15 protein-coding genes and 1 riboswitch are annotated in these 20,403 nt (G+C 51.9%); of the genes, 2 read left to right on the top strand and 13 right to left on the bottom strand.

Going from position 1 to position 20,403, the window contains the following annotated elements; all coding sequences use genetic code 11:
• Positions 1 to 86: 86 nt before the first annotated feature.
• The 3 genes from AWJ19_RS00720 to AWJ19_RS00710 form a co-directional block, all read right to left on the bottom strand.
• The gene (locus AWJ19_RS00720; RefSeq protein ID WP_068720695.1) at positions 87 to 1,052 is read right to left on the bottom strand and encodes a WYL domain-containing protein; all 966 of its coding nucleotides are present in this window, start codon (positions 1,050 to 1,052) and stop codon (positions 87 to 89) included.
• Between the two features lie 221 nt (positions 1,053 to 1,273).
• Positions 1,274 to 1,924: a hypothetical protein gene (locus AWJ19_RS00715; RefSeq protein WP_068720693.1), complete on the bottom strand. Its 651-nt coding sequence runs from the start codon at positions 1,922 to 1,924 to the stop codon at positions 1,274 to 1,276.
• Between the two features lie 188 nt (positions 1,925 to 2,112).
• Positions 2,113 to 2,799, bottom strand: a complete 687-nt coding sequence (locus AWJ19_RS00710; protein ID WP_068720691.1) for a M50 family metallopeptidase — start codon at positions 2,797 to 2,799, stop codon at positions 2,113 to 2,115.
• Positions 2,800 to 3,070: 271 nt separating this feature from the next.
• Here AWJ19_RS00710 and AWJ19_RS00705 point away from each other — a divergent pair, with 271 nt between their 5' ends.
• Both AWJ19_RS00705 and AWJ19_RS00700 read left to right on the top strand, forming a co-directional pair.
• On the top strand, positions 3,071 to 3,598 hold the full coding sequence (locus AWJ19_RS00705) for a hypothetical protein (protein WP_068720689.1): 528 nt from the start codon (positions 3,071 to 3,073) through the stop codon (positions 3,596 to 3,598).
• A 42-nt stretch (positions 3,599 to 3,640) separates the two neighbouring features.
• The gene (locus tag AWJ19_RS00700) at positions 3,641 to 4,345 is read left to right on the top strand and encodes an AIM24 family protein (protein ID WP_068720687.1); all 705 of its coding nucleotides are present in this window, start codon (positions 3,641 to 3,643) and stop codon (positions 4,343 to 4,345) included.
• Between the two features lie 101 nt (positions 4,346 to 4,446).
• Here AWJ19_RS00700 and AWJ19_RS00695 read toward each other — a convergent pair whose 3' ends face one another.
• The 10 genes from AWJ19_RS00695 to AWJ19_RS00645 all read right to left on the bottom strand — a co-directional run bounded on the left by AWJ19_RS00695 (position 4,447) and on the right by AWJ19_RS00645 (position 20,389).
• Positions 4,447 to 4,902, bottom strand: coding sequence for a DNA starvation/stationary phase protection protein (locus AWJ19_RS00695; RefSeq protein WP_068720685.1), 456 nt, complete (start codon positions 4,900 to 4,902; stop codon positions 4,447 to 4,449).
• A 357-nt stretch (positions 4,903 to 5,259) separates the two neighbouring features.
• Positions 5,260 to 7,809: a discoidin domain-containing protein gene (locus AWJ19_RS00690; protein WP_068720682.1), complete on the bottom strand. Its 2,550-nt coding sequence runs from the start codon at positions 7,807 to 7,809 to the stop codon at positions 5,260 to 5,262.
• 172 nt (positions 7,810 to 7,981) lie between these two features.
• On the bottom strand, positions 7,982 to 9,499 hold the full coding sequence (locus AWJ19_RS00685) for a glycosyl hydrolase (RefSeq protein ID WP_068720680.1): 1,518 nt from the start codon (positions 9,497 to 9,499) through the stop codon (positions 7,982 to 7,984).
• 143 nt (positions 9,500 to 9,642) lie between these two features.
• Positions 9,643 to 12,654 carry a PA14 domain-containing protein gene (locus tag AWJ19_RS36160; protein WP_241781544.1) on the bottom strand — a complete coding sequence of 1,004 codons (3,012 nt, stop codon included), beginning with the start codon at positions 12,652 to 12,654 and terminating at the stop codon, positions 9,643 to 9,645.
• Between the two features lie 13 nt (positions 12,655 to 12,667).
• A riboswitch (cyclic di-GMP riboswitch) is annotated at positions 12,668 to 12,747 on the bottom strand.
• Between the two features lie 138 nt (positions 12,748 to 12,885).
• A complete protein-coding gene (locus AWJ19_RS00675; protein ID WP_068720677.1) occupies positions 12,886 to 14,259 on the bottom strand; it encodes a sugar phosphate nucleotidyltransferase in 1,374 nt (457 codons plus the stop codon).
• Between the two features lie 474 nt (positions 14,260 to 14,733).
• Positions 14,734 to 16,071, bottom strand: a complete 1,338-nt coding sequence (locus AWJ19_RS00665) for a UDP-glucose/GDP-mannose dehydrogenase family protein (protein ID WP_068720673.1) — start codon at positions 16,069 to 16,071, stop codon at positions 14,734 to 14,736.
• A 4-nt stretch (positions 16,072 to 16,075) separates the two neighbouring features.
• The gene (locus AWJ19_RS00660) at positions 16,076 to 17,176 is read right to left on the bottom strand and encodes a glycosyltransferase (protein ID WP_068720670.1); all 1,101 of its coding nucleotides are present in this window, start codon (positions 17,174 to 17,176) and stop codon (positions 16,076 to 16,078) included.
• A 45-nt stretch (positions 17,177 to 17,221) separates the two neighbouring features.
• Positions 17,222 to 18,361, bottom strand: a complete 1,140-nt coding sequence (locus AWJ19_RS00655; RefSeq protein ID WP_068720668.1) for a glycosyltransferase family 4 protein — start codon at positions 18,359 to 18,361, stop codon at positions 17,222 to 17,224.
• Positions 18,355 to 19,548 carry a glycosyltransferase family 4 protein gene (locus AWJ19_RS00650; protein WP_068720666.1) on the bottom strand — a complete coding sequence of 398 codons (1,194 nt, stop codon included), beginning with the start codon at positions 19,546 to 19,548 and terminating at the stop codon, positions 18,355 to 18,357. Before AWJ19_RS00650 ends, AWJ19_RS00655 begins: the two co-directional genes overlap by 7 nt.
• On the bottom strand, positions 19,535 to 20,389 hold the full coding sequence (locus AWJ19_RS00645; protein WP_068720664.1) for a glycosyltransferase family 2 protein: 855 nt from the start codon (positions 20,387 to 20,389) through the stop codon (positions 19,535 to 19,537). The genes AWJ19_RS00650 and AWJ19_RS00645 overlap by 14 nt, the downstream gene beginning before the upstream one ends.
• Positions 20,390 to 20,403 lie beyond the last annotated feature (14 nt).

The raw sequence follows: 20,403 nt of genomic DNA, 5'->3' as shown, positions 1-20,403 counted from the left end.
GGTCAAATATACACGAACCAGTTTAGTTGCCTGTATCACGGATCTAAATCCAGGCTACAGAAGGAACAGTTCCTGAAGTATCCCGATTATTTGTATAGCATCAGCCATTGTTCCATATGATATCTGAGGACATCCCTGTAATAAAACGGCTCCAGGATCTCAGCCTCCTCCTCAAACTTCATCAGCCAGCGGACAAAAGCGATATCCTGCTCAATAGCCATCCTGAAGTGCAGACAGCTATTCTGTCTGTCCACCTTGCTAGGCTTTACCGGCAGTTCTTCATACTTCAGCCGCTCCATCATCCGCTCAGAGAACCGGATTCTGAATTCGATCTGTACACTGTCCTGATCAAGACTCCATTTTTGCGACATAAAAGCCTGCAGGTCAAAGCGTTCCTTGGAAAACCAGTTATTCAGCGTCTTTACCTTGGAGAAGCCATTCATATGAAAAGCGCGGATTCTTCCGAAACGGTGACAGGCACCTATCAGATAAATCCGGTTCTCCAGCGGAACAAGACAGTAAGGGTCAATCTGGAGCGCCTGCTCCTCTTTGCCATTCTCACAATAGTCTGCCTGCATGCTCCGCTGCTTCATTACAGCTGACAGGATTTCCGTAAGAAATACAGACTGCTCCAGCTGCATGGAATTCCAGTCTGCGCCGGGCTGCCCGGCTTCCTTTCTCACACTTTCCATCGTTTCTTCCCTTTCCGCCCTTTGCTTATATTGTGCAGCCATTATTTTTTCATAGGCAGTTTCAAATTCAGCGGGCAGCAAAGGCTTGATTTCTTTCATTACTTTACGCAGCTGTGAAAAGGCAGCCGCCTCGTCATCCGTGAGATCTAAAGGGTACAATGCAAAATTACCGATAAAAGCATATCCCTTCCCATGCCCCAAGTGGGTAATCGGAATATGCATGGCGCTGAGCGCATCCATATCCCGATAAATCGTTCTTTCGCTGTTGCCGCAGCGTTCTGCCAGCTCACGCGCCAGAATCCCAGGTTTTGCCTGCACTAGCGTGATGATGCGCATCAGCCGGATTAATCGGTCTGTCATTTTTCAGTTCCCCTTGATATATGGTAAAATAGACCCATTATTTTTAATAATTTAGTTATATTTATCTATAAATGAGAATCAAATAACCGAGTCACAAAAAGATAATAGAACTATTTTACTACATTACCACATTTATATTACATGAGCTGTTAAGCACCTTATTCAATATCGGGTGATTTGTTATGTATGTAACACTGCTTAACCTGCTAAATTGCGGCCTGCTAGGCTTCAAGCTGCTTATATAGCACTTCAGCCTCCTTCACCAGCTGCATATCGCCTGAACGTGCTGCCAGCAGCAGCAGCTTATCCGCCTGTCTGCGCACCCTTTCCTCCAGCACCAGATCCCTTCTGCGGCTGTCTGACAATGGGACCTCCTCGAGCACCTTTACCATCTTCAGAAGTTCCAGATGCTTTTCAACATGAAAGCAATTATCCAGAGCCAGCGCATCGGTATGATGCGTATATTCGAGTCCCAGCTTTTGCAGCGGCAGCTCCCTGATCCGTTCCACCGGCGGCTGCTTGTATTGCCACTGCAGCCAGAGCGCCTCATGGATTCCGGAAGGCATGCCTTCGGTTTTAAACTCCAGACAGATGAACTTGCGCGCTCCTGCATGGATCTTGCCCAGCTTCAGGAGCAGAGATCTCCCTTCCCCGGCTTCAGCGGTACAGCCGTAGGCCCCGATAAAGGTCAGGTGTGCTTCCAGCCAGATCCGCAGCTCGATCTCCTTTGCCACCAGCTTGCGGCTTTTCTTGCGCACCTCCTCACGCTGGTTCAACCCTTTCCATTCCACAAGCAATATTAAATTCCGGGATGCTCCGGCAAAAATCCGGCTCCGGCTCCATGTAAATATGGGCTGGATACTTGCTTGCATATTTCCACCTCTTTCTTTTTTTGGTTCTTCTATTAATGTACCAATAATGGCGGACAACTCCTTGTCATGGAATGTATGTTCGCATCTATATTATCGACAAAAAAAGAGCCAAACTGCTTAAAAAGCAGATTGGCTCTTTTTGAATTGATGTCCTTTTGTCTAAATCTGACGAAATTCTCATCTGACCTTCACCGGCGCCCCCTTGTAACCTTCGCACGTTCCTTTCTGAAAAAGCAGGCAAGCGACCATTTGGCACAAAGCAAGGAAAACAGAAAGAATAATGCAGCCCAGAAAACGGCAGGCAGAACGGTAAGTCCGGCCAGATTTGCCGCATCTCCCGCTCTGGACGGTGACAGCAGCGATGCTGAGAGCAGAAACAATGTACCCATTACCGACTCTTCCAGCGTCAGAAAGGCCAGGAACAGATAATAGTATTTGAGTGCCTTGGGCCAGATGTACAGAGAAGACAGATTAAGGGCGATGAACCCGCCCAGCCAGAGCATGCCGAAGCCGCCCCTGACATACAGCACCAGCATAACCAGAGCGACCAGCGAGGATAACATCAGCCCCCAGCGCTCACGCCCTGCGGCGTACAAATAAAACAGCAGCAATGCAAACAGCGATGCCAACGGATAACCCGAAAGGGATACCAGTACTGGCCTTAGTCCTGCTTCAACAGCCGAATAGGTTACACCGCTATGGTCTGCATACAGCTCGATCCTCAGCACTTGTCCCGAGAGCAGCAGGGTTACCAGCGCATGCCCGAATTCGTGGAACATCGTATCCAGATTGCGGAACACCGATGAGAATGGAATCAGACGTGTCAAAAGCGCAGAGCCTGCGAGAAACAGCACGGTTTTCAGCCATTTATTCATACGATCAGCCCTCCCCGTTCACAGTATACGTTAAATTCATTATTTAAGAAAAGCCAATTGAAACCTGCCTGTCGGAATCGCTGTATTACTCTTTGGTTACTGCTGTAGACTCCAGGGTAAAAGTCCTTAAACTGATCTTATCCGCCAAAATCACACACCGTCTGTCAGGCAGAAGCCAAAATGCTGTCAGACTTCGATCAAAAGTGCCAGGGCTTCCCTCTCTATGCTAAAATAATAGTAAGTACGAACCTATTTTCAGGTGGTGAATGATATGAAACTCATAAAACCTTTAACCCGCACATGGAAGAAGCTGACTCTATCAGCCCTGCTGCTGCTCGGTCTGTCCGTTTATCTGCCGGCTCCGGCAGCAGAGGCTAATTATTTCAGTGATTTATATAATGGATTACAGAACTTCTCAGAGCTGCCGGGCGAAGTGAACAAGCTGCAGCAGAGCTATCAGGAGACTGTTGAAGAGCTCCAGCAGACCAAGGATCAGCTTGGCCAGACCGTTGATGCACTGGGGGAAACCCAGAGCCAGCTTGGGCAGACGCTGGAGCAGATGGAGACCTACCGCGCCCAGAATGAGGCCCTGCAGGAGCAGAACCGTCAGCTCAGCCTCGTTGTTGATGAACTCAAAAACGACCGCACCGAGCGGGAAAATTATTATAACCGGATCAAGGTTACAGTGATTACCGGAATTGCCCTTATTCTTGGCTATTTTGTTATCATCCGGCTGCTGCGCTTTATGATGCGCCACCGCTCCAGAAAAAGCGACAGCCTGCGTGACAGGCTGCGTTAACGCAGTTATCTGTTTTTCTCTTAACAGGAAGGAGTATGAACGATGAACGTTGACATCCAGGATGAAGGCGACAGCAGCAGCGGACAAGCCATTGCTTTTACTGTCGGGGAGAACGAAGAGGTTCATGTCCTGCATCCTCAGCAGATAATCGCATATCAGGGTCCCTCTTCCGGAAGGGCTGACCGGCTGATGGATGTCAAGGGCATGTACCGCAAGCGCAAGCTGATCCGTTCTGATCTGTCCGGACCCTGCCGGTTTGTCGCAGCGCTTCCTCCCGGCTACAAGGTCAAAACCTTGCAGCTGGACGGCAAAAGCGACTTGCTCTATGACTTCAGGCACCTGTTCTTCTATAGCAATGGAATTACGATGCAGACACGCGTACTGAGTATGAAGAATATGCTGGTGACCCGCGATGTGGTGAAGGTGAAATTTGCCGGCCACGGCAGCATCGGCATTCTTACCGAAGGAACGGTCTGCGAGGCTGAACTGCATCCCACGGAGCCGCTGTATGTGGATGCAGGCAGTATTATTGCCTATCCCGAGAACGCCAGGCTCGAGCTGACCGTTTACGGCAATCATCTGGCCAGCCAGCATATGAGCTATCACTGGAAAATGACCGGCCACGGTCCGGTGCTGTTTCAGGCAGGCCGCCAGAGCCGCCGCTTTGAACGGGAGCATGACGAGGATGGGATCATCAAGCGTTTTCTGCGTGAGGCGCTGCCATTTGGCGGTGTATTCATTAAATAGGCTGTATATCAAAAGTGCCCGTGCGGTTATCGCACGGGCACTTTAATGCTCCAGCAGCCTGCACAGGCAGAGCAGCTCAGCAATTCATCAAGCAGCTGTTATTAAGCCAGATAAGCGTTCAGCATCCAGGCATTCTTCTCGACACTGGTTCTGATTCCGATCAGAAGATCAGCCGTCGGCTGGTCACTAAGCTCCTCCGCAGCGGAGATCGCACTCTTGAGCTCTTCGGAGACATGTGCAAAATCCTTAATCAGCTGGGCAACCATTTCTTTCGCACTTTCGCCGCCGACAGCTTCCTTCAGCCCGGAGAGGGCCAGATATTGGGTCATTGACGAAGCCGGCTTACCGCCGATAGCGAGCAGACGTTCAGCCAGATCATCCACATAGGTGGCAGCCTCGGTGTAGAGCTCTTCGAACTTGGCATGCAGGGTGAAGAATTGTGTTCCGCTCACATACCAGTGGTAGTGATGCAGTTTCACTCCGAGCAGGGTCCAGTTCGCAGTCTGGCGGTTCAATGCAGCGTGCAGTTCAGTCTGATTATTGACTTGAGTACTCATTCTAAATAGCCTCCTATAGTGAATTTATTTGTTATTGTATTTAGACTCAATCTAAATCTATATACAATATAACACAGTGATATGCTGTCTGCAAGGTTGTTTTTTGCTTTTGTTGCTGCAAATTCTAGCATACCTAATAGGAGAAACCTGTTATTTGTATCACAATCAGCGGAGTACAGCTATATTGACATAAATCACCTGACGGCGGGATAGAATCTGACATAAACAGCATAGCAGGGCGATTATCCGCTTCTTTTTTAGCATACGCAAATCACGCCTTCCTATACAAAGCAAAAAACCCTGCCGGTAGCGGCGGGGTCCCTTCACAAGAATGCAGAGTTGCTGCCCTCCTGTACCCTATTCTCTTGAGTATACCTGCAGTTCCTGAATGGACCAGTAATTCCCTCCGGCTCCTGTCTGCAGAATCTTGATATAACGTGTCTTTAATTGAGGAAAAGAAATCCGGGTCATGCTAAGCTGGCCTTTACCGCTGACCACCCGTTTCCAGTTCTGAGCATCATCTGAAACGTACAGCTCATAGCTGCGCGGATAGTCATAGGAGGACAAAGTATAATCGAGCTCAACCGCCTCTACAGTGTAGGCTTTTCCGAGATCGATCTGAAAATATTCTCCTGATGCCTGATGCTTGCCTGTATCCCAGCGTGTGCGCCGGTCCCCGTCTATGGCACCGCCAGGATTAGATACGCTGGTACTGATGTTGGACGAGACCTTCCAAGCTGAACGATCCAGCGGAACCAGACCTGTAGCAGTAATCTGCACTTTATCCGACAAAAGACGCGAACCGGTAACTCTTACTGCATAGGTATAAAGCGTTCCCTCCTGCAGCTTGCTGTCAGTATAGCCGGTGCTCTGCACATTCGTCGCTACAACCTTCATATCCCCGCCGGAGCCGTCGGCCCGGAGCACCTCATAGCTTGCTCCGGGAGCCTCCAGCCAGCTCAGCTTCATGGATAGCCCTTTTGCTGCCTGTGCCTTGAAGCCCTGCGGTGCAGCATCCGCCACCTTGGAAGAAGGCTCCAGTATATACTGGACCGCTTCTCCCGGTGCTAAAGTCTCGGTGAATTCGAGCTCAGGCGCTGCATTTTTTCCGGATACATAACTGCGCGCTGCCTCATACGTATCCCCGTCGCCGAAACGTTCCCCTTCGTATACCGTCTTTTCAGGCATAGTGACCTTAACCGTAACTTTTTGTTCTGTTTCTTCAAAGTTAACGAAATTCACCAGTACCTTATTGGATGTAGCCCCGCTGCCGGCCAGCGGCTCCAGGGTCGAGGTGTCTACAGCCCGGACATAGACAAGCTTGTCGGCCAGCTCATCCTTATTGGTGATCTGATAGGTTAATGGTGCTCCATGCGTGGCATAAGCCAGACTCAGCCTGCGCATAATGCTCACCCGGGAGTCCTCATTTTCTTTGGTGTAATAGATTTCCGTCTTGGCCGGATCATGCTCTTCCAGATTAAAGCCATATTTAAACAGGCTGAAATTTTTGAAGAAGGCCGCATGCTGCACAAACATATCCGCGTAACCGATATGGGCGCGCATGATCCGGTCAAATACCGCTGCCGTAGGCTCGGAAGCCCCGTACTGGTACGCATCGACATGTGAATCCGAAGTACCGAATTCAGTGGTCAGCATTTTTTTGCTGAGTCCGTCTGCCGCACCGCCGAAGGTTTTGAGATTCTCGGTGAAGCTGCCCCCGTCGCTGAAAATATAGGAGTCCCCGTAGGAATGCCCGTTTGTCAAATCCGTAACCTCTTCCAGCTCGGCCCTCTGCTCAGGATCACGCTCCCAGCCGTCAGGATCGCCGCACTGTTTGACAGTCCCTTTCTGATTGCCGCAGGAATCTGTTCTATACTCAGGCCAGTAGGCCCAGCCCGGGGCAACAGTCTGCAGATGCGGGGCAATGGTCTTACCCTTCGTATTCAGCCATTCGGCGATGGCAAGATTAACGGCTTTGGAACGGTTAAATAGCCCAGGCTCATTATCCACCTCATAATATTGAAAATAAGGGCTGTATTGCTCGAAGTAATCTGTCAGCTTTTTCTCAGCATCCGCCGGCAGTGAGCCGTCAGCATTCAGCTTGATATCGCCGGTATGCAGGTAGAGAGCCACTGACTGCATATTGTAATCCTGCAGCACTTTGTAATAATCCGCCATGTTGGAGCAGGAGCGGCCGACATCACTGGCACAGCTGGTACGCATAACGTTGCCGCTGTATGCTATACCCAGCCATTTCATAATGTAAGGCAGATGGGTAACCGCACCTTCGTCAAAATAAAACTGCTTATTGTTGACCATAGTGCCCGTCAGTGTGTAGCTGCCATGAATGGGCTCCTGAATCGGCTCATTCAGCGATTCCAGACTAAGGGCATCCCAGGTCCACCAGTTGTACTTATCTTCCATACTTGACGAATAGATTCCCCGGGCAGCCTGCAGCTTCAATTCGTTGCTCCCTGCTGTAAGCTGCTCTTTGGGTATATAAAGCTCATAGCTTTTGCGGAAACTGTACTCGTTGTCTGTGCCGGCCACACCGGCAATCTGGATGATGCCGGACAGCTGGCTGTTGGAGAAAACACTCATCTGGGGGACAGATTTGTAGGCATCAATGATGCTTACGCGAAATAAGACCCCGTTCTCCGGGATCTTATACAAATTGTAGGTGATACTCAGCTCAGGATTGGTATCCCCTCTCAGCCCCGAAGGTACGCTCTGAAGATTTGAAGGCGTCTTGCCGGAGGCGGAAGAAACAGTATAGGCGGCTTTGACACCGGCAGAAGTAGCTGCCGCAAATTCTGCGGACGATCCGTCCTGCTTGCCAAGCTGCCACAGCACTGTCCCGTCAGGCAACTGCGGGCCTGCATCACTTGCTGATGACAGTTTGGTCATGTCTACCTCCACCTCGCCCCGTTTCGTGCCGTCCTCTCCGAAGACAGAAATAGACACTAGAAACAAGATGGCTAAAGCTGCGAATTTTAGCAGTAGATGAAGAGGTTTAATGGTTTTTTTCTTCTTATTTCTGGTCCTCATTCCCTTGTCCTCGCTTTCTTCCGGGAGTAGATTACTTAGGAGGAGTCAATGCGCTCGGGGGAATAACTCCCTGCTTCTGACTGGCGCTCTTCCATTGTAAACCAATGCTTGCGTTGCCATGATCCTCATAATATTCGACTTTGATGTCATATGGGGTTCCGGCTTTCAGCAGTATACTTCCCTCCCGGCTGTCGCCGCTCTGCTTCTTCCAGCTGTCGATAATCAGCCTGCCGCCGATCCAGACGCGGACTCCGTCATCCGAGGAGGATATAAAGGTATATCTTTCGCTGTATAAAGGCTTAATGGTTCCGGTCCAGCGGACGGAAAAAAGATCTTTCCGGATTCCGACCGCCGGTGAATTCTGATGCCAGTTAAAGTCGATCTTACTGTCATTGCGGATCAGTTCCGCACCGCCGGTCAGGTCAATATTATTGAAATACTGTGCCCTTAATCCTTTGGCCTGAACAGCGGCTGTCTTGTCTACCTTGCTGGCCAGGTTAACAATATAGTCATCCCTTGAAACAATGTATTTATTGTTCATAAAACTGGTAATTTTCTGGTTGTTATTATTCTCCGTCAGCATTTTCCCCCATGTCATCGTATATACCCATTTACTTTGGGTTTGAGACAATGTTACAGGGTCTGGAAGCTCTCCGCTTTCCCCGATGCCGATCGGCTTTCCTTGTGCAAGTCTCAGCAGCTTATCATAGTAGGATTGCCTGAAGTCATTATTGTAAATATCTGCAGCCAGAATATCCACCTTGTCGATACCCGGAAAATAAGGATCATATTCATCAGACGATTCATTAGGCGCATTCGGATTCCAGACCCACAGCAAATTATTCAGCCCGTGTGTACGGGTCAGGCGGCTGTACATAATGTCCCAGAGCTTGACGAAGTTATCCTTCTCCCCCCACCAGAACCAGCCCCCGTTCATTTCATGATAAGGCCGCCACAGCACCGGAACTCCGGCTTCCTGCAGCTGTTCCAGATAAACGGCAATTTCATCAATATCAGCAATCAGCTTGTTATATTCTGCGGTACCCGGAGTCACATAGGCATCAAACTTCTCCTGGCTTAACCCCATCTTGACATTCTTCCATTCGTCAGAGGTTCCGGGCAGATTCTGATGGAAGGTCATCGCTACGATGCCTCCGCCCTCATGCCAGCTGATCGCACTGTCCACAACCCACTGGCGCTGCTGGGCTATAAGGGATTTCGGCTGATTGCCAATTGCTCCGAGCTCATAGCCATGCAGCACGGCGGACTGCCCGCTTATTGACTTCAGCTTTTTGTTAAATTCATCAGGACTCTCCAGATAGTCATGCTGCCCGGAAATCAGTCCGGTACCGCTCAGGCTTATCAGATAGCTTAGTAAATCTTCTGCTTCCGGGGAAGCGTCAGGATTAATCGGGGTAATTTCTGCTGCCGGGCCTACCGGTGTATGAGCAACAGGAAGACTGCGCACCTCAGACCAGGGCAGCAAAGAAAGGATAAAGATAATGGGCAGGACAGTGGTGTACAGCCGGTACTTGCGGTAAGTGTTCAATGTTATCTCCTTTCTCCAGCCGCATAGCCGCACAGGTGCCAAAAAAGGGTTCCCGGCAGGGATTCCTATTCTTGCAACCAGATGAGGACTATAGCTTAGTAGCCCTGCCGGTAAGCAGGGCCCATTAGGTGGACTTTGAGGATTTAGTATTGTAACAGCTCAACCAGCATCAGTGACGGCGAAGAACTGGGCAGAACACACTCCGTTTCCTGATCAGAAACGGAAGGCAGGAATAAGGCACTGGCAGGAACAGCCTCCTTGAGTTGGCTGGCACTTTCCCACATCAGTCTTGCCCTTGCATCTCCTTGGTTCTCGTAATATTCTACTTTAATATCATATAATTGCCCGGCCTGCAGGCTGATGCTTCCTACACGTTCGGTTCCGCTCTGCTTCACCCAGCTGTCGATGATCAGGTTACCATCGACCCAGACGCGGATGCCGTCATCTGAAGTGGTATATATGTTGTAGTTTTCGCTGTACAGCGGTTTAATTTTGCCGCTCCAGCGTACGGAGAAAAAATCAATCCCTATCGCTGCATCGGGCGTGCCCTGGCGCCAGTTGAAGTCCAGCACAGCATCGGTGCGCACCAGTGCCGGAGCACCGCTAAGCTGAATATTGTTAAAATATTCTGCCTGCAGTCCGTTTACAGCCGCCGCTTGTGCAGGTGTGGCTGATGGTACTGGTGTTGGCGCCGGTGATGGCGCTGGTGTTGGTGCCGGTGTTGGCGCTGGTGTTGGTGCAGCTGTAGGAGTTGGCACCGGTGTTGCTGTTGGCGCCGGTGTTGCTGTTACCGTTACTGCTGTTACCGTTATTGCTGCTGCCGATGCCAGCGAAGCTGTAACTGCTGTATTGTCAGCAGAATTCTTAACAAACAGTGCGCCGGTTGGAACAACTACCTTCGCCTGGCTCGGGCTCTGCCACATCAGGCGGACGCTGGCATCGCCGGCATTCTCATAATATTCTACTTTAATGTCGTATAATTGTCCGGCCTGCAGGGCAATGCTGCCGGTACGCTCGGTACCGCTCTGCTTCATCCAGCTGTCGATGACCGCTGTGCCGTTAACCCAGACACGGATGCCGTCGTCCGAGTTAGTAAAGAACTGGTAAGTTTCGCTGTAGGCCGGCTTGATCTGGCCGGTCCAGCGGATGGAAAAACCGTCTACCGGAAGTACCGGATCCGGAGCCGCCTGACGCCAGCTGTAGTTAATCTGTGCATCATTACGCACAAGCACCGGAGTACCGGACAGCGTCATATTCTTGAAATACTCACCTTTGAGCCCGTTAACCGCCGGTTCCTGCAATACCGAATCCGGAGCCAGTCCCGGTTTGACAGCCAGCACCGGTGATTCTGTTGGTACTGGTGTTGGTGCTGCAGTTGGCACAGGCGTAGCCGTTGGTACTGGTGTTGGTGCTGCAGTTGGAGCAGGCGTAGCCGTTGGTACTGGTGTTGGTGCTGCAGTTGGAGCAGGCGTAGCCGTTGGTACTGGTGTTGCTGCTACCGCTGCCTGGCTGGATGCCGTATTCTTAACAAACAGTGCGCCGGTTGGAACAACTACCTTCGCCTGGCTCGGGCTCTGCCACATCAGGCGGACGCTGGCATCGCCGGCATTCTCATAATATTCTACTTTAATGTCGTATAATTGTCCGGCCTGCAGGGCAATGCTGCCGGTACGCTCGGTACCGCTCTGCTTCATCCAGCTGTCGATGACTGCTGTGCCATTGACCCAGACACGGATGCCGTCGTCCGAGTTAGTAAAGAACTGGTAAGTTTCACTGTAGGACGGTTTGATCTGGCCGGTCCAGCGGATGGAAAAACCGTCTACCGGAAGTACCGGATCCGGAGCCGCCTGACGCCAGCTGTAGTTAATCTGTGCATCATTACGCACAAGCGCCGGAGTACCGGACAGCGTCATATTCTTGAAATACTCACCTTTGAGCCCGTTAACCGCCGGCTCCTGCACTGCAGAATCCGGAGCTGGCACCGGAACTGCTGTTGGCTTCACTGTCGGTACCGGTGTAGCTGTTGGCACCGGTGTTGGCGTAGCCGTTGGCTTTACTGTCGGTGTCGGTGTCGGTGTTGCTGTCGGCGTCGGCGTCGCTGTCGGTGCGGCCCATACCTTATACTTGTCACGGGTCAGGGTATAGCTGTCGTTCATAAAGTTTTTGATGGTATCATTACTGTTGTTTTCATACAGCATTTTTCCCCAGTTCATCATGAAAACATAGTTTTGCTGGGAAAGCTTCAGCTTGGCAATGCTCGGCATTTCACCGTTTTCACCGATACCAATCGGTTTGCCGGCGGCCAGGCTGAGAAGACTGTTATAATATTGGTTCAAAAAGTCATTATTATATATATCTACTGCGAGCACATCCACTTTATCCGCACCCGGATAAGTCAGCTCGTAGGGATCGGAATTGGAATTGGGAGCATTCGGATTCCACACCCACAGCAAATTGTTTAATTGATGAACGTTGACGAAACGGTCATACATGATATTCCACAATTGAGCAAAGTTATTTTTCTTGCCCCACCAGAACCAGCCGCCGTTCATTTCATGATAGGGTCTCCAGAGGATGGGAACCCCTGCGTCCCGTAAACTTTTGAGCGAAACAGCTACTTTATCCAGATCAGTAATCAGGGCATTATACTCCGCAGTTCCAGGTGTTACATACTTGTTAAAATCAGCCTGGCTGATGTTTTTCTGTACATTGCCCCACTCATATTTGGTGCCGGGCAGATTCTGGTGAAACGTCATTGCTACGATACCGCCGGCTTTGTGCCAGTTGGTGGCGCTCCAGACGATGTTCTTGCGCTGCGCAGCTACCCCACTCTCTGTCTGTCCGCCGATCGCTCCAAGCTCATAGCCGTGCAATGCGGCATACTGTCCGCTTATGGTCTTCAGCTTGTTGCTGATTTCATCCGGACTTTCGAAATAGTCATGCTGTCCTGTAATAATCCCCTTCCCGGAGATGGCGTACATTTTGTCCAGCAGCTTGACTGCCTCTGCTGAAGCATTGGGATTTACTGGTACTCCGGTCACGGAAGCTGCTTGCGCAGATGACGGTGCAAAACCTAACCCTATAGGTACAGCGGACAATAAAACGGCCACGGACAATACGGCAGACAACAGGCGAGACTTACGGTAAGCTTTCAACATTCATCTTCCTTTCGGTAGCCAGGCTGCCACTTGGTAGAGGCCCTATAGCTTTGCGTCCCTATCTTTCGAGTAGGTTTGCCTTTGTCGTTTTGGAAGGAAATATCCTTCTTACCGTAAGTATCGACTCTATGAAGTTGTAGGTTTATAGCAAAAATGAATAAATCTTAATAAATAGTTCCAAATACCCGTTTCACACTTTTCACAATTGGTTAAATAGATAAATTAGACCTATGAAATAAACTGGTGTAATTCAATGTCCTCCCAATCGAGCGTAATCCGGATGTTATCCTCTTCCACCAGCTCGGAGCCGCTCTGCACCTCGATAAACTCCACATCTGTCAGCGCCAGGATGGCATGCTTGGTCCCTTCAGGGATGCGGACAACATCGCCTGCCTTTACCTTATGCATCTTTTCATTGATGACGATGCTGGCCTCCCCGCTCACAAAGGTCCAGATTTCACTGCGTTTGTGATGAAGCTGGTAGCTGATATTTTTCCCCTGCTCGATAAAAATCCGTTTCGTCAGCACTTCATTGCCCTCATCATATTTCACATAGTCAATTACCTTGTAGTGGCCCCAGCGGCGTTCTTCGTACATCGGTCTTTGTTCATGAGATTTGAGCACTTCCTTGATGCGCGGGCTTTCCGCCTTATGCGTAACAAGAATTCCGTCAGGACTGGCGGCGATGATCAGATCTTTGGCCCCGATAACGGTAATCGGAATATCCAGCTCATTGATCAGGCAGGTCCGTTCGGAATCAGAGGTTACTACCCCTTTACCGACCAGATTGCTGCTCATTTCTTCGGTCAGCGTATTCCATGTGCCAAGATCCTTCCAGAAGCCTGCATACGGCTGAACGACGATTTTCTCCTCTTTTTCAACCACTTCGTAATCAAAGCTGATGGAAGCCATCAGTTTGTATTGCTTCTGCAGCTCTTCGTAGTTAAGCGGCAGACCCTTGCTCTGCAGAATATCCAGCAGATAACCGAGGCGGAAAGCGAATACGCCGCAGTTCCAAAGGGCGCCCTTGCTGATGAGCCCTTCTGCCTGCACACGGTCAGGCTTTTCCTGGAAGTGGCTTACCTGCAGGTAGCCGCTTGCCCCCGCCGCATCACTGGTAGGAATAATATATCCGTATTTTTCTGAGGCATGTTCAGGCACTACGCCCATCAGCGCCAGGTTCGCGCCGCTCTCCTCCATCGTCTGCTCCAGCCGGATTACCGTATCGAAGAAGGATGCCTCCACATACGGATCGACAGGCAGAATGGCCACTGTTTCCGCCGGGGAAACGCCGGCAATGGAATACAGGTAAGCCGCTGTCAGCGCAATGGCCGGGAAGGTATCGCGGCGTTCCGGCTCCACGATAATCGGCACATGACTGCCGAGCTGGCTCTGGATGGACTCCACCTGGCTGCGGCCTGTAGCGAGGTAGGATGAGCCCGTCATCCCTGCTTCATCCAGCTGTCTCCAGACCCGCTGCACCATTGATTCCGGTTCACCCGCCGGGCTTTCCAGTACTTTCAGAAATTGCTTGGAGCGAGAGTCGTTGGACAATGGCCAGAGCCGTTTACCTGAACCGCCTGATAGAAGTACTAGTTTCATGGGAACCCCTCCTTGGTATATGTGACGCGAAAATTTCGGATTGTTATTGGGAGCTGTATGTTGCAGGAAAGCAAAACCGTTTCTGTTGTAAGGGTCACTGCAAGGAATGTTTGGGCTTTCGGCCGCTGTTGTCTTCGGATTTCCTGCTTTGAACCGCTGGCCGCGGTAGAAATCGAGACAGCATATGCTTCCGAAGCGAGCTTTCCTGCGGAAAGCTTTCAGGCGGACGCTAACGCTCCTACAGCTCCAAAATTCCTCTCCGATCCTTTTTACAACAGGTAAGCTGTTTGCTGTCTCGCAGGGAAGGCTCCCTGCTAAAGATCCGGAATCGCCGCTTGGTTGAGCGGCAGCTAAAGATTAAGAGCTAAAAATTAAGTGCTAAAAATCAAGAGCTGTAGTTAGGTCAGAGTTTTGCACTATGCAAAAGACACTAGATTTAAAAGCTTACAAGCGTAAAAGCGTATAGCCTAACCTTTAAACCGCACCGGCAACCGGAGAATATCCGCTAAGCCCGCCCATCTGCGGACGGCCGACAGAATGATACTCAAGGCCCGTGCCCTCAATCTGCTCCTTCGAGTAGACGTTGCGCCCGTCGATCAGGATCTGGCGGCGCATGGTGCCGGACAGGTGATGCAGATCAATATCCTTGAACTGTGCCCAGTCGGTCAGCAGGCAGACAGCATCACTGCCTTCTGCAGCTTCTTCCGGCACACCGCACCAGCGCAGCTGCGGATGGTCGTACTGTGCACGGAAGTTGGATGCGGCGATCGGATCGTACAGCTTCACTGTAGCGCCCTCCGCTACCAGTGCCTCCACTATTTCGCGTGCCGGAGCCTCGCGTACATCATCGGTATTCGGCTTGAAGGCCAGGCCCCAGATGCCGATCACGGCGCCGCGCAGGCTGCCGAGCGATTCATGCAGCTTGGAGATAATCATAAACCGCTGGTCCTTGTTCACCTCGACTACCGATTTCAGCAGCTTGAACTCGTAGTCCACGTTGCCGGCAATCTGGATCAGGGCATTGGTATCTTTCGGGAAACAGGAGCCTCCGTAGCCGATGCCGGCCTGCAGGAACGAGGAGCCGATTCGCCGGTCCATCCCCATACCTTCCGCCACCATGGTCACGTCGGCTCCCACCTTTTCACAAATGTTGGCGATCTCGTTGATGAAGGAGATTTTGGTCGCCAGGAATGCATTGGATGCATATTTGATCATTTCCGCGCTGCGGATATCCGTTACGAAGATGTTTTCCGTGAAGCCCTGATGAAGCTGGCGCATAGTCGGCTCAAGCTGCGGATTGTCTAGACCGATAACGATTCGGTCCGGGTGCAGGGTATCGCGGATCGCGGAGCCTTCACGCAGGAATTCTGGAGCGGAGACAATATCGAAGGGGTGATTGGTGCGGGAAGCGATGAGCTTGCGGATTCGTTCATTCGTTCCGACCGGAACCGTGGACTTGGTCATGATGATTTTGTAGCCTTCCATGGCATCTGCAATTTCAGCGGCAGCCCCTTCGATATACTGTAAATCGGCTTCGCCGCCAGGCAATGACGGTGTTCCTACAGCCAGGATCACGATATCGGAGCGGCGTACCGACTCCTTGAGATCCGCTGAAAAGGACAGTCTGCCTTCACGCAGATTCATTTCAATCAATGCCTCAATGCCCGGTTCGTATATCGGGGATTCCATCCGGTTAAGCTTGTTGATTTTTTCCTCATCCTTATCGACGCAAATCACATGGTTTCCATTCAATGTAAAGCACACGCCTGATACAAGACCGACATAGCCGGTACCGATAACTGCCAGCTTCATACAATCATCCTCCTTTTAGGAAATTAACGTAGGCTTGCTCTACATACTGCTTGAACTGCACCATAAACGCCTGTTCATCGAACTTGCGGGCATGCCCCATAATCCGGCCGATATCCCATGCGTAGGACTCCACTTCGTTTATGGCCTTCAGTAAATCGTCAACTTCCTGATGCTGAAAAAATACGCCGTTCACATAAGGCACGATTGTATCCAGCGCCCCTCCGGCCTGGTAAGCAATAACCGGTCTTCCTGCAGCATTCGCCTCCAGCGGCGTAATACCGAAATCCTCTTCGCCCGGAAAAATAAAAGCCCGGCACTGTGACATAAGCCCCGTTACCTCGGAATCCTCCAGCCGGCCCAGGAAGGACACATTGCCCTTGGCCATGCCTTCCAGACGCTTGCGGTCCGGTCCGTCACCGACGATGAACAGCTTCAGCCCGTTGCGGTTAAAAGCTTCCACTGCGAGATCGATGCGCTTGTAGGACACGAGCCGTGAGACGATCAGGTAGTAGTCGCCGATTGAATTCGAGCTGCTGAAGCGTGCGGTGTTGATTGGCGGGAAGATAATATCCGCATCGCGGTGATAATAGTTCTGAATCCGCGTCTTCACGACGGAAGAGTTGGCTACGAACTGGTTAACATTTTTACTCGTCCGCTGATCCCAGGTCTTGAGCCGCTGCATGTAAATCTTCAGCAGTCTTTTGAACAGTCCGGAATTGGTCTGCCGCTCCATGTAAGTGTCATAATCCCAGGCAAAGCGCATCGGCGTATGGCAATAGCAGAGATGGAACGTCGATTCGGGCACCTGAATGCTTTTCATAAAAGCACTGCTGGAGCTTAGGACGATATCATATCCGCGAAAATCCAGATCACGGATGGCCATGGGATATAGCGGCAGCACCCCTTTAAAATTGGTCTTCACTCCCGGAATTTTCTGCAGCCAGGAGGCCCTAATGTCCGCGTCTTTGAGGTTGTCGGTCAATCGGCTTCCGTTAAACACGGTTGTGAAGATCGGAGCCTCCGGATACATGTGGTGGAATACCTCCACTACTCTTTCCGCCCCGCCCATTTGGATTAAGTAATCGTGCGCTATCGCAATTTTCATGTGAATCATCCTCAAAGTTTTATGGAGCCGCATCATCAAGCACAATCAGGTTGCCGCCAGCAGTCCTTTGTAGTAATCAACAATGTCCTTGACGGTATTCTCGATGACAAAATGCTCTTTCACCCGTTTCGTTCCATTCTCGGCCATCCGTCTGCGCTCCTCGGGATGTTCCAGCATCCATGTGATGGATTCTGCGAGTATCCCTGCGTCTCCAGGCTGGATCAGCATTCCGGTTACACCCGGTACTACAATCTCTACAGGCCCGCCTTCATTCGAGGCGATGACCGGCAGCCCGGCTGCCATGCCTTCAACAATGACCTGACCGAACGGCTCAGGCGTAACCGACGTGTGAATCAGCAGATCGGCTTTTTGCATTAATCCCTGTATGTCATCCACATGGCCCAGCAGACTGACATTGGTCAGCTCATTCTGCTGAATAGTCCGGATCAATTCCTGTTTGTATTCCTCTTCTCCGAACAGCGCATCGCCGGCCAGCCAGAATTTCACTCTGCTGTCCTGCTTGAAGGCCTTGGCTGCCTCCAGCACGACATGCTGTCCTTTCCAGTGTGCCAGCCGTCCGACCAGCAGCACGTTGAAATCCTTCTGGTCCCGTCTGCGGGTCCCTTCACTGATCGCCTTGGCGAAGGCGGAGTAGACCACGAGTGTCTTTTTCGTCTGCGGCAGCTCCAGAGCGCTCAGCGTAGAGTGCGAATTGGCGATGACCCCGTTTGGCAGCATGCGCGACATCGTGCGGATGGCCTTGGCGACCACCGGCTTTAAGTAAGGGGCTCCGATATGGTCCCGGATATGCCAGATCAGCGGCACGCCCGCTTTCTTGGCGGCGACTGCACCGTAGAACGCTGATTTCAGCGAATTGGTATGCACGCAGTCCACCTTCTCCTGCTTCAGCAGGGGAGCCAGCTTGCTGCCGTAGGCCAGCAGCTTGATAGCTGCTGCCGGAGCACCAAGATTGACTGCGTTGCGGCCGCGGCTGCGGATGCTCTCATCCAGCGGAATGACGCGGACATCAATGCCCTTTTCGCGCAGCCGTTCAGCAAGCGCCCCTTCTTCGGCCAGAATGACGAGCGGCTGCACATTTTCTCCGATATTGGTGAGGATATTGAATAAGGCAACCTCTCCTCCGCTCCACTTGGCGGTGTGATCAATATAGGCGACTTTTAGCATCCTGCGGCCACACCCTTTCCCAAAGTCTGCAGAAATACCGATTCAACCTGATCCCCGACATGCTGCCAGGTGTACTTCTCAAGTACATGGCCACGGCATTCTTCACGGCTCGGCAGGAGCTTGCGGTTGCTGAGCATATGAATCATACCCTCTGCCATATCGTCGCTGGCTGCACTCTTGAACAGCAGCTCCGGCCGGAAGCCCTGGAGAATTTCCTTGTTGCCGCCTACCGGGGTAGCCATAACCGGAAGTCCGGAGGACAATGCCTCGACGGTAATGAGCCCGAAGCCCTCCAGCGCCTGTGAGGGAACCACGAACATGTCGGCTGCCTGGTAGTAGGAGGCCAGCTCATGGTCAGGAATATATCCGAGCAGCCGGACCTTGTTGCCAAGGCCGTAATCGGCGATTTTTTCTTCAAGCTCGCCGCGCAGCGGCCCTTTGCCGCCGATCAGCAGAATCGCGTTCGGGAAGCGCTCGGACACCTGTTTCCAGGCATCCAGCAGCTGTAGCAGCCCCATGCGGTTCATCAGCCGCCGCACGGTCAGCACGGTGGTTGCCCCTTCCGGCAGATTCAGTGTCCGCCGTACCGCCAGCCGGTTGTTCGCCGGAACAAAGCGTTCGATGTTGGCCGCACCCGGGATCACGACAATCTTGTGCAGCGGCACTCCGTGCAGCTGATGCAGCATGTCGCGGAAGTACTCGCTAAGGACAATAAATTTATCTGCCAGCTTGTAGGCTTTGCGTTCGATGGACTTGGCGATGGTCGTCTTGACCCGGTGCTTGATGCCCTGGCCCTCGATCTTCATCTCTTCATTCCAGGGACCGTGGAAGGTCATGATGACCGGAATCCCCCGCTTCTTTGCCTCAATCGCCGGCCCTACGCCGTAAGGGGCAAAGTGCGAGTACAGGATGTCGATGCGTCCGCTGCCGCTGCCCATCAGGTCTGCCGCTTTACGCTGGAAGGCATCCCTGCGCTTCCAGATCGTCTCCTTGGGATCGCCCGCATTATGGATAATCAGATCCTTGGGAGTCGGCGGTGTCTCCTGGCTGCAGATCAGCGCATGCACCTGATTGCGTGTGGAGAGCTGCTCACATACAGATTTGAAATACGTGTTGAGCCCGCCGGGCTGCAGCGAGGGCCAGCTGAGGCCGGTCGTCATAATGTTCAGTCCGTCACTGTACGGCATAGCTTCTCTCCCCCTTCTTCCCTTTCTCCGCCTGGCCCTGCGCGTTATGCCGGGCCAGCCTGCCGGAGCTGGTTAATTCGTAAAGCTTGAAGCCGACCATGAATTCATACATCACCCAGAATACGGATACCGCAAATCCGGAAATGCCTTTCTTGAACAGGCCATGCAGGAAGTACTTCTGCAGGAAGCGTGCCGGCGGCCGCAGCAGCAGGTTTCTCAGCTTGAACGGCTTACCTTTCTCAAATGCCGCCTGTGCCTCCAGGTCGGTGTATTTGTTGAAGCGGGCCACATGGTCGTTGATGCTGCGGAAGCCCTGATGCCAAAGCACTCCGTTCAGCCGGACCGTCCGTTCCTCCTCAACCTCGGGCATCTCATGCACCAGGGAATTGCGGATGCCGTACTCCTTGCGGTTGTACAGGCGGACCAGGTACTCCCCTTTGTCCAGCCATCTGCCCAGGAAATCACCGATCCGGTAAAGCGAGAAGGCTACGCCCCGGTCTGTCAGCCCCGGCTTGCGATGCAGAATATCCTGTGCCAGCTCATCGCTGACCACTTCGTCGGTATCAATCAGGAAGACCCAATCATGGACGGCGCGTTCCACTCCGAATTCCCTTTGTTTGGCATATCCTGGCCACGGGTTGACGTATACCCGGCAGCCGAGGCTTTCAGCCAGCTGCACCGTCCCGTCCTTGCTTCCTCCGTCGATTACGACTACCTCGTCCGCGAAGGGCCGGCAGGACTGAATTGCTTTGGATATGCGAACTTCGTCATCCTGAGCAATGATGACAACCGAAATCGGGTAACTGCCCGGGCTGCCAAGCACGCTTGTTACTGAATCCATGAAGGTCTCCTCCT

Source organism: Paenibacillus sp. DMB5 (genome assembly GCF_001517085.1).
Classification (GTDB): Bacteria; Bacillota; Bacilli; order Paenibacillales; family Paenibacillaceae; genus Paenibacillus_AQ.
This window is presented reverse-complemented; position numbering and strand designations above follow the sequence as displayed.

What these genes read in the sequence shown, in the direction of transcription:
- AWJ19_RS00720 (WP_068720695.1), bottom strand. Translation starts at nt 1,052, where the DNA reads ATGACAGACCGATTAATCCGGCTGATGCGCATCATCACGCTAGTGCAG.
- AWJ19_RS00715 (WP_068720693.1), bottom strand. Translation starts at nt 1,924, where the DNA reads ATGCAAGCAAGTATCCAGCCCATATTTACATGGAGCCGGAGCCGGATT.
- AWJ19_RS00710 (WP_068720691.1), bottom strand. Translation starts at nt 2,799, where the DNA reads ATGAATAAATGGCTGAAAACCGTGCTGTTTCTCGCAGGCTCTGCGCTT.
- AWJ19_RS00705 (WP_068720689.1), top strand. Translation starts at nt 3,071, where the DNA reads ATGAAACTCATAAAACCTTTAACCCGCACATGGAAGAAGCTGACTCTA.
- AWJ19_RS00700 (WP_068720687.1), top strand. Translation starts at nt 3,641, where the DNA reads ATGAACGTTGACATCCAGGATGAAGGCGACAGCAGCAGCGGACAAGCC.
- AWJ19_RS00695 (WP_068720685.1), bottom strand. Translation starts at nt 4,902, where the DNA reads ATGAGTACTCAAGTCAATAATCAGACTGAACTGCACGCTGCATTGAAC.
- AWJ19_RS00690 (WP_068720682.1), bottom strand. Translation starts at nt 7,809, where the DNA reads ATGACCAAACTGTCATCAGCAAGTGATGCAGGCCCGCAGTTGCCTGAC.
- AWJ19_RS00675 (WP_068720677.1), bottom strand. Translation starts at nt 14,259, where the DNA reads ATGAAACTAGTACTTCTATCAGGCGGTTCAGGTAAACGGCTCTGGCCA.
- AWJ19_RS00665 (WP_068720673.1), bottom strand. Translation starts at nt 16,071, where the DNA reads ATGAAGCTGGCAGTTATCGGTACCGGCTATGTCGGTCTTGTATCAGGC.
- AWJ19_RS00660 (WP_068720670.1), bottom strand. Translation starts at nt 17,176, where the DNA reads ATGAAAATTGCGATAGCGCACGATTACTTAATCCAAATGGGCGGGGCG.
- AWJ19_RS00655 (WP_068720668.1), bottom strand. Translation starts at nt 18,361, where the DNA reads ATGCTAAAAGTCGCCTATATTGATCACACCGCCAAGTGGAGCGGAGGA.
- AWJ19_RS00650 (WP_068720666.1), bottom strand. Translation starts at nt 19,548, where the DNA reads ATGCCGTACAGTGACGGACTGAACATTATGACGACCGGCCTCAGCTGG.
- AWJ19_RS00645 (WP_068720664.1), bottom strand. Translation starts at nt 20,389, where the DNA reads ATGGATTCAGTAACAAGCGTGCTTGGCAGCCCGGGCAGTTACCCGATT.